The following is a 13906-nucleotide window of genomic DNA, read 5'->3' on the forward strand; positions in this document are numbered from 1 at the left end:
ACGTTTCGATCGTTCAATTTTCTCCCCCACGGATTCAGTGAAGAAGCCGAGTTTCGTACTTCTTTTCTTTTCTGTTTGCCGAATTTTTCGAGAAGGTCGGGGCGGACCGAGTTTTGTCGGTTTCTGCGATTCTTTCTTTGTGCGTGAGTTTCCTTGAATTCGAGACGGCTTATCTTTCGAAATGTCTTGAATTCCTGAAAACGAAGGGAAAACTGGCGAAGGTTTGCCAAAGACCGCCCTTTGAAAAGGTTTGAATCAATCGATCCGAAAGAAGAATCGAAAAAGTCTTAGGCTCCGGAAATTAAGAATCGTATGTCAGGAACTGAAAAGAAAATCATAGAACAGAATTCCCACGGTGAATACGAGCTCACCGCGTACGGAGAATTCTTAAGTTATTTTCATACTCATATCCAGTTGTTCAACGGCCTGATCTCCGGAAAAAAAATCTCTCCGACGGAGCAGGAAGCTCTCAAACAAAAAGTCCGTTCTTATATCGTAAATAACATTCAAAAAACGGAACAGTTTTTCGATCACCTTCCGAAGTTCGCGGAATATCTCGGCGTTTCCCAAGCCGAACTTTCGGCCTTCATGAATAAGAATTTCATGAACACACATAACGGGATCAAAAATAAACTCATAGAACAGGAAAAGTCTAACACCGGTAAGCCGAGAAAGAAAAAATACGCGCGTATCTCCGAAGAGATCGTCGAAACTTTCGGAACCTTGGTGCCTCCCGGAAAACGTTTTATCGGAATGGAAGGTTACGTGGTTCTTCGGGACGACGCGACCGGGAAGGACGTCGAACCTTCGGCTTCTTCTTTTGGTGAGGCTCCGAAGGCGGATGCGCCGGGAGCTCCGAAACGACCGGTCGCTCCTCCACCACCTCTGAAGAAAGGACCCGAAACCTTGATTCTCACGGAGATCGTAGAAAAGTTCGGTTCCGAGTTTTCGGGCAAACCTTTAGTTCTTCAAAAAGAAGAATTGGATGAGGACGATTCTCCGGCTCCTGTTTCCGTTTCGGGCGGAGACGATTTGTTAAGCGACGTGGACGATCTTCAGTTTGGCGGTTTCGAAGAACCTTCCTTTGTGGAAGAGGAACCGGCGCAACCTTCCGAACCTCCGGTGATCATTCCGTTTTCCAAATATATGGAAAGTATAAACCGTGTCCGACAGTTTCAAAAGGACGGACAAGCCGACGCCTATAAGAAGTGGGTGATGACCCTTCCTCCCGAGCTGAGTTCTCTCGTTCAACTTCATACGTATGTTTTGAAAGAAATGAAAAACGAACCCGTGGATTGGAATTCGATTCTTGCTTCCCTCTCTTCTCGAAGCGGACTCAAAGAATCCAGACTCTGGAAAGTTTTAGAACTCACTCGCACCTTTGCCGATCTCAGAGCAGGTCTCGAAAGAGCGTTTGTGGCTTCGCGCACCGCCGGACCCGGAATGGAAGAACTCGTAAAAAAAGCCTGGCCACATATCCTAAAACTTTTCGAAGAATATCCGGATACGACTTCTCTTCGTCAAAAGATGGATCAACTCTTTACGAGAATCCCGGATGCGACTCAGAGAAAAAAACTCACAGACCTTTTTCTTCCGATCGTTCAGAAACTCTAAAAACTTTTTTGTTCTTCTTCTTTCCGGCTTCTTGATTCCGATCAACGAACTCCTTGTACTGTCTGCTTAAAGTTCGAGCAGTTTGTACTTAAGCGAAGAATTCTTTTTCATTCTTTCAAATGATTTCGGTCTAAGGATTGGATATCGGATTTTTTAGATCTGGTTTGTCTTGTGGATTGGTGTGAACATCGCTTGGAAACGGGAGGAATTTTATTTCAAACCTATCTTTTAAAAGAATGTTTTCAATTTACGCAACTCTCAATTTACTGGCTTGTAACTGGGGAATTTTGCTGAAATTTCAGCCATAGGCGTGCCCGACGCTTGTTTGTAACCAGGGAATTAGGATCACGAGGGATTTCGGCAGATGAATGAAGTAAAAGAACAACTAAAACTCCAAAATTATCTAGAGGAAAACGGCCTTTATGAAAAGTCGTTCGAACATGATAACTGTGGGGTAGGATTTGTTGCCTCCTTTCAAGGAGAGAGCAGTCACAGAATCGTATCCATGGGCCTGAAGGCCGTAGCCTGTTTGACACACAGAGGGGCGGTGGACGCCGATATGGTGACCGGCGACGGAGCCGGAATCATGATCCAGATTCCTAAGAAGTTGTTTGCGACATACATCGAAGACATGGGTCATCGTAGACCCGAAGAAGACTCCATCGGAGTCGGAATGATCTTTTTGCCGAGAGAGGATATCGATAAACAGGATATGTGCCGCAGTCTCGTCGAGTCCGCGCTCATGGAGTTTAACTTTAAACTTTATGCATGGAGATACGTTCCCGTAAATCCGGAAGTTCTCGGACCGAAGGCGAATCAATCCAGACCTCAGATCGAACAAGTTCTCATCGGAAAACCGGAAGGGATGTCCGCGGACGACTTCGAAACGAAATTATTCTTAATTCAAAAGAAACTGATGAGAGACGCGGATCGTCTTTCCCTCGCGGGAGATTTGTATATCTGTTCTCTTTCTTCCGAAAGAATTGTCTTCAAAGGACTTTTTAACGGAAATCAGGTTTCTCAGTTCTACGAAGATCTCAACTCGGAAGATATGATTTCTCCGTATTGTATCTTTCACCAGCGATATTCCACAAACACGTTTCCTTCTTGGGCTCTCGCTCAACCTTTTCGAATTTTAGCTCACAACGGCGAGATCAATACGATCGTTGGGAATAGAATTTGGATGCTCGCACGCGAAGAAGAACTCGAATGCAAAAAATGGGGAGAATATCAAAAAGAAATTCACCCGATCATTCGCCCTCACATGAGCGACTCCGCGAGTTTGGACAACGCGATGGAAGCGATCGTTCGTTCGGGAAAGGACGTTCTTCAGGCGAAAGCGATGCTCGTTCCGAACGCGTGGTCTAAAAACCTCACGATGTCCGAAGAGCTCAAAAGCTTTTACGAATATAATAATACTTTAATAGAGCCTTGGGACGGTCCCGCCGCACTCGCGTTCGCGGAAGGCGATTGGATCGGAGGGGCTCTGGATAGAAACGGTCTTCGTCCGGCTCGTTACGTGATCACCGAAGACGGACTTTTGATCATGGGATCCGAAGCCGGTCTTGTTCAGGTGGACGAGGAAATCATCACGAAAAAGGGACGTCTCGGTCCCGGCGAGATGATCGGGATCAATCTCAAAGAGAAAAAACTCTATCACAACGAAGACATCAACTCTCTTTTCGAAAAACGTTACGACTACAGAGAATGGTCCAAAGAGAACGTAACGTATCTCAATCAGGATCTGGATTCTTCCATGAAGGATACGATCACCTACAAAGGCGACGATCTTAAAAGAAGACAGGTGTTGTTTGCGTATTCTCCGTTTAAACAAAAATCGGTGATCAAACCGCAGGCAAGTCTGGGAAAAGAAGCGATCAGTTCGATGGGAGACGATACCCCTCTGTCGATTCTGATGCTTTCCAGAATCGGACTTTATACCTATTTCCGTCAGAGATTTGCGCAGGTGACCAATCCTCCGATCGACTACATCCGTGAAAAAGGCGTGACCTCTCTTTACACTCGTCTTGTGAAAAAAATGAACCTGTTCGGAGACGAAAAACCTCAGAACTGTTTGGTTCTTTCTCATCCGTATCTTACGAACTTGGATCTGAAACGAATCCGCGAGATGGACGGAAAACCGTACAAAATTCTCACGTTAGACGCCACCTTTGAAGCACATGTGGAATCGAATACGGCTTTTAATTATTTGGAAAAAGCCCTGGATGCACTTTTGGAATCCGCTCTCCAAGCGGCGAAGTCCGGCACCAACATCCTCGTTCTTTCCGACAAAAAACTTTCGAAAGAAAGGGCTCCGATTCCGATGGAATTGGCGGTGGCCGCGGTTCACAACCATTTGATCCGCAACAAAACCCGTTCCGCGGTTTCGATTCTTGTGGAAACGGGATCTGCATTCGAAATTCATAATGTGGCCGTATTACTCGGTTACGGAGCTTCCGGCGTAAACAGTTATCTGATCTGGGATACGTTATACGACATTTGGGAAAAGGGAGAATTCGATTCCGAAGACGGACAACGTCCGGAGTTTCATACGATCTGCGGAAACTATCGTTACGGTGTGGACGACGGACTTCTGAAGATCATGTCTAAGATGGGAATTTCGATTCTTTCCTCTTACGTGGGCGGTCAGGTTTTCGAAGCCATCGGTCTTTCCAGAACTCTCGTTTCGAAATACTTTCCGGGAACGTATTCCAGAATTTCGGGAATCGGTCTGGGCGGAATCGAACAGAATATTCTTAGAAACCACGAACAAGCATTTTACAAAGAACTCAATCCGGAAGATTTTATCTCCGAAAAAGACGATCAACCGCACCGTTGGTCTCCGAGAGTCGTTAAGTTTTTGAGAAAGGCCGCGGTCGACAACGACTACGAAGCGTTCAAAGAAGCGACCAAGATTCTCAAAGAAAGTGATCCGATCAATATACGAGACCTTTTCGATTTCGTAGCGAGAAAACCGATCCCGATCGAAGAAGTGGAAACCGTCACCGAGATTCAAAAACGATTCTTAACTCCGGGAATGTCTCACGGTGCGCTTTCCATCGAAGCGCATACCGATCTTGCGATCGCCATGAACCGGTTAGGCGCTAAATCTTCTTCCGGGGAAGGTGGAGAACATCCTTCTCGTTACGTCGTGAATGAAAACGGAGATCTCGCGAATTCTTCCATCAAGCAGATCGCTTCGGGAAGATTTGGTGTTACGTCCGAGTATTTGAATTCTGCGACCGAGATCGAAATCAAAATCGCACAAGGTGCAAAACCGGGCGAGGGTGGTCAGCTTCCGGGTAAGAAGAATAACGAGGAGATCGCGACCAACCGTCATACTCCGATGGGAATCGATTTGATTTCTCCTCCGCCTCACCACGATATCTATTCGATCGAGGATTTATCTCAGCTCATCTACGACTTGAAGATGGCCAATCACAAGGCACAAGTTTCCGTAAAACTCGTTTCCGAAGCGGGTGTGGGAACGATCGCGGCCGGAGTTGCCAAAGCAAACGCGGACGTGATTTTGATCTCCGGTCACGTGGGTGGAACGGGAGCGGCTCCGATCACTTCGATCAAGTATGCGGGTTCTCCTTGGGAGCTCGGTCTTTCCGAAACACATCAAGTTTTAGTAATGAACGGACTCAGAGACCGCGTCGTCCTTAGAACAGACGGTGGGATCGTTTCCGGAAGAGACGTGATCATTGCCGCTTGTTTGGGAGCGGAAGAATACGGAGTGGGAACAGCGTCACTTGTCGCTCTTGGTTGTATCATGGCGAGAAAATGCCACTTGAACAACTGTCCTACCGGTATCGCAACTCAGGACATCAAGTTCCGTGCGAAATACAAAGGATCTCCGGATCAGCTCGTGAACCTGTTTACTTGTTTGGCTCTGGAAGTCAGAGAGTATCTTGCAGAACTCGGATTCCGTTCCATCGACGAAGTTATCGGAAGAACGGACCTCTTAAAACAAATCACACGTTATGATAGAGATCGTTTGGATTCACTCGATCTCAATCCGATTTTGGTGCGTCTGCCTCTGTTTTACGATCCTGCAAAACAGAAAAAAGACAGATCCGTTCGCAAAGAACCGATCGGAGAAGTTTTGGACGATCGTATCATCAAAGACGCGGAGAAAGCGTTGGAAGGAAAATCTTCGATGGCTCTTTCCTATGTCGTGCGTAATACGAACAGAACCGTAGGAGCAAAGATCTCCGGTTTGATCGCGAGAAAATACGGATCGAAAGGACTTCCCGGAAAACTGGAAATCATTCTTGAAGGAACCGCAGGACAATCTTTGGGGGCTTGGCTCGTCAAGGGTGTTCAGATCACTCTTTCCGGAGACGCGAACGACTACGTCGGTAAGGGTCTTTGCGGCGGAGTGATCGTTGTTAAAAAACATCGCAAGTCCAAACTCAAAGCGTATGACAATACGATTCTTGGAAACACCTGTCTCTACGGTGCGACCTCCGGAAAACTTTTCTGCTCGGGAAGAGCGGGAGAACGTTTTGGAGTTCGTAACTCCGGAGCGGAAGCCGTGGTCGGCGGAGCGGGGGATCACTTCCTGGAATACATGACCAGCGGAACCATCGTCTGCCTCGGAAGCGTAGGGAAGAATATGGGAGCGGGTATGACGGGTGGAAGCGCCTATTTCTTCCAGAAGGGGTGGGACATCCAACCTCTTTTGAACAAGGAATACGTGAAGACCGTGGATCTGGAACAAGGCGATTATGAAATCATCAAAAATCTGATCGGCGAACATTCCAAACTCACCGGATCCGATCTTTCCGAAGGAATTCTGAAAGATTTTGAAGGGAACAAAGGTTATTTCGTGAAGGTAGTTCCGAAATAACGAACGTAAGAAAAGAATCCTTTCGGAAGAAGGTCTTAACATACGTTAGCCGACCGTCCGAAAGGTTTTTTTCCTTTTTTAGAATAGAATCTTCTCATTGAAGAATTTTCTAAGAAGTCCGTAAGCCGGGTTTCTTGTCTGGAAAAATACAATGTTAAGAATACACATCGCACTCGCCTTTTTTGCCACGATCCTTCTTTTTGCGGTCGTAAATCGGCAACAGAAAAAGGAAATCAATCCGATCGACTTTAAATTTCCGGAAGCGGAAGACGCGGTTTTGGACCCGGTTTCTGGAATCAAAATTCCGGTTACTCGATTCTCCTTTGCCGACCTAAAAAAGAAGGCGAGGAGTATGGCGCACGGACGTTATGTGAAACCGCCGTTCGTTTCGACTCATTTCTTGCAGGGCCTGAGCTGGGAACAATATAAGAATATTCGATTTAAACCGGAATCTTCGCTTTGGAAAAAAGAAGGGAATCCGTTTCAGATACAATTCTTTCATCCGGGACATCTTTACAATACGAACGTGGCGCTCCATGAAGTGCGATCCGATTTTGCGAGGGAAATTCCGTACGACGAGAGTTTCTTTGATCTTTCCAAATTGAAAATTGCGGGAGAGATTCCGCCTAACCTAGGTTATTCGGGTTTTAAAATCCATTATCCTCTCAACACCGAGGAACACACCGACGAGTTTACGGTCTTTCAAGGTGCGAGCTATTATAGAATGGTTTCCAAAAAACAAGTCTATGGTCTTTCCGCGCGCGGGATCGCGATCAATACCGGAATGCCTTACCCCGAAGATTTTCCCGGCTTTACTCATTTCTGGATCGTTCATCCGGACAAAACGGATTCCACCATCTTCGTGTATGCGCTGTTAGACGGTAAAACGGCGACCGGGGCTTATGAATTTCAGATCAGCCCTGGAAAAGTCTCCTCGGTTCACGTGAACGCGGAAGTCACCTTACGAACCAAAGTCGATCGTTTCGGGATCGCACCACTGACTTCGATGTATTGGTATTCCGAAACAAAAGGAATTCCGGAGGGACAGGCTTATCCGGAGTCTCACGATTCGGACGGGCTTATGATTGAATCCGGAAAGGGAGAATGGATTTGGAGACCGTTGGATAATCCAAGAAGATCCACAATTTACAGTTTCCTGGATGAAAATCCGAGAGCCTTCGGATTGATTCAAAGAGATCGGAACTTTGCTTCTTATCAAGACAATACGATGAAGTATCATCTGCGTCCTTCCGCTTGGGTGGAACCGGATGGAAACTGGGGTAAGGGAAGCGTTCAACTCTTATTAAATCCGACGATTCAAGACTCGGACGACAACGTAGGCGCTTTTTGGGTTCCGGCCAACGTTCCACAACCTTTGGAACCGTATGAATTCAGTTACACCATACGCTGGTTAAACGAAGATCCGCTTCCGGATTCGCTCGCAAAAACCGTTTCCACGAGAATCGCTCCCGTTCCCGGAGAATCCGATATGCGCGTCTTTTACGTCGATTTTTCCAATGACAAGTTGAAGGAATTGGACGCCTCGACTTATCTTCAGGCTTCGATCGATACGGGAGAAAATGCTGAGTTAGCGGATTATAATATTCAAAAAATTGAAGAGACGGGAGTTTGGAGGCTTACTTTTAGGGTCGTCCAGAAGAACAAAAACAAACCCGCCGAGCTCAAAGCGGTATTGAAAAAAAATCAGGAAGACCTGAGCGAAATCTGGACGTTCACTCTTGAATCCACGATCTGAGAATCGACCCAAATTCTCCAAAAATACGGAAGCCTTGTCGAGGGTTTATACGAAGGTAGAATTGTATTGTCTCGCCTCGGGTATTACGGATCCGATCGAACTGCACACAAAGCTCGGAATATTTCTTAGCCTTTTGGAAAGTCAAAGAACAAGTTTGGAAAAAAAAGACGACACCTCGTTTGAAACGGAGGCGATGAAACTCTTCTTGGATTCCGGAATTCTTGGATCTCAAAAAAATAAATCTCTTCAGCTTCCCGAGTTGGAACCATCTCGGATGATTCCGAATCCGGTCGACTTTGGACCGTTAGGCGTTCTTGCCGAACCGAAGGAAAAATTGGAGCCGATCCCTGTGATTCTTTCAGTCGTCTTTTGGGGCGGAGTGTATGCATTCTTACTCTACGGGCTTTTACGGTGAGACAGAACGAAAGAGAAACCGCAGGATTTCTGATCGATTCCAAAACTCTCAGTTACAGACGTTTGAGTTTTGGAGGTCTCGTTTTTTTCTTTGTCATTATCGGAGTCTTTTTAGAAGTTCAATTTCTTTCCTTTCAATCCATCAGTCCTTTTGAATGGGCGACGCTCATTCTATTTTGCGTTTTGTTTCCGATCATTTCCTTCGGGGCCGCTACGGCTCTGATCGGCTTTGTTCAAAGACTAAGAGGAGGCGATCCGCTTCGCATTTCTAGAATATTAGAAGAATATGATGTTTTAGAAGACGAAAATCCGCCGGTTGCGATTGTAATGCCGATTCACTGCGAAGATGTTTCCCGTATTTTTGCCGGCGTCGAATTGATGCTAAAGGATATCGCGGAAAACGGCCTTTCACCTACGGTTGATTTTTTTATTCTCTCCGATACATCGGATCCGAACCTCTGGGCTCAAGAGGAAAAAGCCTTTTCAATTTTGAGCCAGAAGATCGAAAACAAGGATCGGATCTATTATCGAAAACGAAGACTTAACCTAAACAAAAAATCCGGAAACATCGCAGACTTCTGTAGAAGATGGGGCAAACGATACAAATACATGATCATCCTGGACGCCGATAGTATCGTCACCGGGGAATGTATGAAAAATCTAATCCGTCTCATGGAAAAAATTCCGGATGCGGGCATCATTCAAACCGTTCCCGAAGTGATTCGTGCACGTTCCATCTTTCAAAGATTATCCGCATTCGCCGCGTGGATGGGCAATCCGGTATTCGGAGCCGGTTCCTATTTTTGGCAACTCCGGTCCGGTCCTTTCTGGGGACACAATGCGATCATTCGACTTCAACCGTTTATGAAATACTGCGGCCTACCCGGTTTACCGGGAGAAAGCGCGATCGGCGGAAAGATCCTGAGCCACGATACGATCGAGGCGGCTTTGTTTCGAAAGGCTGGGTATAGCGTTTGGTTTGCGAGCGATCTAAAAGGTTCTTATGAAGAAGCGCCGCCTAACGTGCTGGAGGCGCTCAAGCGAGACAATCGTTGGTGCCAGGGAAACCTTCAACATTTCTGGTTTTTATTCGGAGGAAAGTTTCGTTTTTCGAGTCGTCTTCAAATTCTACTCGGAATCTTTTCCTATTTTAGTTCTCCTCTCTGGGCCTTACTATTGCTTTCTTCCTCTTTTACTACGATCGAAGACGTGGATTTTTTTCGTTTAGCCCTATTGCCGGAAGACTGGATTGCGTTTCGAGATGATCTTTATCTTCCCGTCGCCTACACTTTACAAGGATATACGCTCCTCATTCTTTTTCTTCCTCGGATCGTATCATTTTTGGAAGTCGTAATGTTTCGAAGAAAGGAATGGAGGGGATCCGTTTATTCTTGGGTCTTTTCCTTTTTTATCGAATTCTTCCATTCCGTATTGATGGCTCCGGTTTATATGGTACAATACTCGCGGTTTATTCTTCTTACATTCTTAAATCGTAAAATAGAATGGGGTCCTCAGAATCGAAACGCATCTTCCGGTCCGGATCTACAGTCGCTCGCTTATACGGTTTTACCTGCTTCCTTTTACGGTATCGGAATCGGATCTTGGATGTTTCTGACGTATCCTATTTTATTTTTTTGGTTTTTACCTTTGCTCGCCGGTTGGATCTTCGCGTATCCGATCGCACTTCTGACTTCTTATATTCCGAAAGAAAAAAAAGGAAGCTCGCTCCTCTCCAATCCGCCGGAAATTTCAGAAAAAAAATTATTAACTCGCTTGAATCGGTTGGAGCAAAGTTATTCCGAGAACTTAGGTCCTGTCGAAAAGAATCACGGGATTTTTTGGACGATCGTGGATCCTTCTCTAAACGGATTTCACCTTTCTAGGTTGAGAAAAAGAAAAAAAGAAACTCCGGGAAGAAAGCAGTATTTGAAAAATCTAAGGGATCGATTGAAAAAAGAGGGGCCTTCTCATTTTTCGAATCAAGAGCTGTTGCGATTGCTCTGGGATTTTGAATCCGTTTCCGAGCTTCATCTTTGGTTTTGGACTGAGAATATAAGTCAAGATGATTCTTGGTGGAAGACTTCTTACGCCATCTATAGAAAAGAAATTTTGTTAAACGAAGTGGACAAATCCGTTTGAATCGTTTTTATCTTCTGTTAACCTTGTCATCTCTTTCGATCAGTTTTTCACCGTTGTTTTCGGGTGAGTTCGAAGGGATTTATACGGTCGGGAATCGGGAATGTAGGGTAACACCGATCAGGATGGCTTTCGAGGTGATTTGTAAACCGTCGAATAAAAGGAAGATCTTTTTTTACCAGGGAGAGGATAAGGAAAAAAGAATATTCAGAACCGATGATGGAGACTCGTCCGATTTTTTTGTCTTTGACGATTTGTCCTTCCAATCCGGAGTGTTTATCGGAAACGACGGAATCAGACGGAAAGTGAAAAAAAGGAATTCTTTTAGGTCAGATCAATTTTAAAAAAACGCTTACTGCGTGTTGAACGTCTTCCCTTCCATCCCTTTCAAAAACGGGGGAGCCCGATCCATTCCAATTTTTTGCGTTTTCGATCGCCTTTTCGAAACGAAAGGAAAACAGTTCCGCATTCGAAAGATAAGCTGAAGAAATTTCTTCTCTGAGAGCGCGATGGAGATAAGGAACTTCAGGGAAGTTGCCGCGATCGGTGTAGAGTATCGGGGTTTTGGCATAAACACTTTCGCTCAGAATCCCGTAACCCGGTTTTGTGATTACGAAGTCGCAGGCTGTCAGAAGATCCGGATAGTGGACATTCGCAAAGTTTAAAATTCCTTTCTTTTGTTTGTCCGGGATTTGTGAAAGATCGAAATCGGTTCCACCCGAGATCACGATTCGGTAATGATCGGAATCGAATTCTTTCCATTGAAATTGATCCGTTTTGACTCCATATGCTCCGAAAGAAAAGAGAAGATTGATTTTATCATTCGGCAGTTTGAAAAATTCTTTTGCATTCGTTTTATCAAGGTTCGGTCTTCGCCCCACGAGGCCGATATTTTTTTGCTCGGGAAGGGAAGGTGCGGGACAAGAAAAGGGAAGAAGAAGTCCGAACGTCGCAAGATAATACTCTTCGAAGAGGATCGCCGCCGTTTGAGAGAAGATCGGCGATTCTTTTTGATATCCTCCGTAGATAAAATCCCAAGTGAAGTTCCCGATAAACAAGGACGGGATTTTGATCTTGTCTGCGATCACAAACGGAAGAGAAGCGGAATCCGAAACGATTAAATCGGTTTCAAAGTCGAGACATGCCTCGATTTCGGAAATCTGGAGATAGGATTTTCTGGAATTGAATTCTTCGATTGCGTGTTCCGTTCCTCGGATATCGATCGAAAGAGAATCCTTTTGTATCATTCCCACGTCTAGGGATTTTTTTCTCGTAGAAAGTCGTTTTAAAAAAATGGAATCTTCTTCGCTGATCGAAAGAGTATTTAAGAATTCTTCCCTCGCCGTTACAAGTTCGATTTGTAAGTCCGGAAAGCGACGTAGTAGATGGAGAATGATTTCCATCGATCTGCTGATATGTCCGAATCCGTGAGAACTAACGTAATAGGTTATCTTCATTTGGAAACCCCTTGTCGAATCACCTCGTACATTACGATTCCTGCAGACATCGCAAGATTGAGTGAATCCGCTTCTCCGAACATCGGAAGGGAGATATACTCGTCGGAATGACTTCTTGCGAAAGGAGAAAGTCCATATTGTTCGGATCCGAAGACCAAGGCGATCTTTCCCTTAAGATCGGACTCGAAGTAGAGTTTTTTTGCTTCCGGTGTTACGGCTAACGTTCTATATTTATTTTCTTTGAGAATGGAATAGATCGCCTCCGTTTCCCCTAAATAGACTTCGAGGGTAAATAGAGCGCCGGTGGAAGCACGAATGACGTTCGGATTAAAAAGATCCAGTCTCGGGTCAGCTACAACAACCGTGTGAAAACCCGCGCCTTCAGCGGTCCGTAGGATCGTTCCGAGGTTTCCGGGTTTTTCCACGCCTTCGATGACGAGGATCGGTTTTCCGTTTTTGAGTTGAATCGATTCATTTGGGAACGTTTCAATTCCCGTCGGAAAGAAGTGAGCGGTTGCTATCAGTCCGTCCGGCCGATCTCTGTAGGAGATTTTTTCGAATATTTTTTTCGGAACCTTGATGGATTTAACACCGATTTCACGAATGAGGTCGTATTCGTTTTCTCCTAAAAAGCATTCGGGAGAATAGAGTACGTTTTGAAATTTCACCTTTCCGGATTTGAATGCCCGCGAAATTTCTCTGTAACCTTCAATAAAAAAAAGTCCGCTCGCTTCTCGATGTTTTTTTTCCTTTAGATTGGAGATGTTCTTGAGTTTCTCGTTTGAAAAACTCGTGATCTCCAAAAAAGAAATGCCTTGTTCCTGATTCAAAGCGAGAGTCTCTCCGATGTGTAGATACAATTTGAACCGGAAGGATAGAGTTTTCCGCTCTGTTCCGGAATGGAAAGTTCTCCAAGAAAAAACTTACCGTTGTTCTTGATTCTTCCTTGCAAAATTCTTTGTAAAGCAAGGGGACTAAAACCGGTGGAATGACACGTGAGAACGATAAAGTCCGGTTTGGATCCGCAGAGTTCCATAAGAAGATCCATAAGTTCGGGAAGATCTTTTTCGATCTTAAACACTTCTCCGCTCGCTCCTCTTCCGAAGGTGGGCGGATCGAGGATAAATCCTCGATAGTCTTTGCCTCGTTTGATTTCTCGTTTTAAGAATTTCAAAACGTCTTCCACCATCCAACGGATTTTTTTATCCGCGAGTCCGGATGCGGTCGCATTCTCGCGTGCCCAATCTACCATACCTTTCGAAGCGTCCAGGTGACATGCGGAAGCGCCTCCGTCCAGAACGGCGAGAGTGGACAGTCCGGAATAAGCGAAAAGATTGAGAACCTCTTCCTCTTTTTTGAGTTGAGAGGAAAGTTTTTGGATCTTTTTCCAATTTTCCAATTGTTCCGCGAAAATTCCCAAATGACCGAATGGAGTGAATTTTATTTTAATAGAATATTCTAATATTTGAACGAAGAATTCCTCTTCTACTTTTTTGTTCCAGTTCCATGCTCCTCCACCTTTGTCGGATCGGACGTATTCTCCGTGAACGTTTTTCCAAAGAGCCGGTTTGGATTCGGGCCATGCCGATACGGGGGAAGGACGAATGATCGTATAAGGACCGATCTGTTCGAGTTTACGAAAGTTCCCAGAGTCGATGAGAGAATAGGTTCCGT

Annotated in this window: 7 protein-coding genes and 1 pseudogene; 5 read left to right on the forward strand and 3 right to left on the reverse strand. The window is 45.3% G+C overall.

Features of this window, described 5'->3' with window-relative positions; translation table 11 throughout:
• Positions 1 to 312 precede the first annotated feature (312 nt).
• From DLM75_RS17945 to mdoH, 5 genes are all read left to right on the forward strand, one after another.
• Entirely contained in the window at positions 313 to 1614 is a 1302-nt protein-coding gene (locus DLM75_RS17945; RefSeq protein WP_118969867.1) for a hypothetical protein, read from the forward strand.
• 364 nt (positions 1615 to 1978) lie between these two features.
• Positions 1979 to 6469, forward strand: coding sequence for a glutamate synthase large subunit (gltB, locus tag DLM75_RS17950; protein WP_118969868.1), 4491 nt, complete (start codon positions 1979 to 1981; stop codon positions 6467 to 6469).
• A gap of 151 nt (positions 6470 to 6620) precedes the next feature.
• The gene (locus DLM75_RS17955; protein WP_118969869.1) at positions 6621 to 8225 is read left to right on the forward strand and encodes an OpgD/OpgG family glucan biosynthesis protein; all 1605 of its coding nucleotides are present in this window, start codon (positions 6621 to 6623) and stop codon (positions 8223 to 8225) included.
• Positions 8209 to 8640: a hypothetical protein gene (locus tag DLM75_RS17960; RefSeq protein WP_118969870.1), complete on the forward strand. Its 432-nt coding sequence runs from the start codon at positions 8209 to 8211 to the stop codon at positions 8638 to 8640. Before DLM75_RS17955 ends, DLM75_RS17960 begins: the two co-directional genes overlap by 17 nt.
• The gene (gene mdoH / locus DLM75_RS17965) at positions 8637 to 10778 is read left to right on the forward strand and encodes a glucans biosynthesis glucosyltransferase MdoH (protein WP_118969871.1); all 2142 of its coding nucleotides are present in this window, start codon (positions 8637 to 8639) and stop codon (positions 10776 to 10778) included. The genes DLM75_RS17960 and mdoH overlap by 4 nt, the downstream gene beginning before the upstream one ends.
• Positions 10779 to 11104: 326 nt before the next feature.
• On the opposite strand, the gene DLM75_RS17975 is transcribed toward mdoH, so the two are convergent.
• From DLM75_RS17975 to DLM75_RS17985, 3 genes and pseudogenes are all read right to left on the reverse strand, one after another.
• Positions 11105 to 12232 carry a glycosyltransferase family protein gene (locus DLM75_RS17975; RefSeq protein ID WP_118969873.1) on the reverse strand — a complete coding sequence of 376 codons (1128 nt, stop codon included), beginning with the start codon at positions 12230 to 12232 and terminating at the stop codon, positions 11105 to 11107.
• The gene (locus tag DLM75_RS17980; protein WP_118969874.1) at positions 12229 to 13092 is read right to left on the reverse strand and encodes a TrmH family RNA methyltransferase; all 864 of its coding nucleotides are present in this window, start codon (positions 13090 to 13092) and stop codon (positions 12229 to 12231) included. The genes DLM75_RS17975 and DLM75_RS17980 overlap by 4 nt, the downstream gene beginning before the upstream one ends.
• Positions 13059 to 13904, reverse strand: a pseudogene (locus tag DLM75_RS17985) (class I SAM-dependent methyltransferase); the annotation flags it as partial. The gene DLM75_RS17980 and the pseudogene DLM75_RS17985, both read right to left, overlap by 34 nt.
• Positions 13905 to 13906: the final 2 nt, after the last annotated feature.

Source organism: Leptospira stimsonii, assembly GCF_003545885.1.
GTDB lineage: Bacteria > Spirochaetota > Leptospiria > Leptospirales > Leptospiraceae > Leptospira > Leptospira stimsonii.

Bases quoted from the DNA above. Each gene is read 5' to 3' on its own strand.
- DLM75_RS17945 (WP_118969867.1), top strand. From the start codon at position 313: ATGTCAGGAACTGAAAAGAAAATCATAGAACAGAATTCCCACGGTGAA.
- gltB (WP_118969868.1), top strand. From the start codon at position 1,979: ATGAATGAAGTAAAAGAACAACTAAAACTCCAAAATTATCTAGAGGAA.
- DLM75_RS17955 (WP_118969869.1), top strand. From the start codon at position 6,621: ATGTTAAGAATACACATCGCACTCGCCTTTTTTGCCACGATCCTTCTT.
- DLM75_RS17975 (WP_118969873.1), bottom strand. From the start codon at position 12,232: ATGAAGATAACCTATTACGTTAGTTCTCACGGATTCGGACATATCAGC.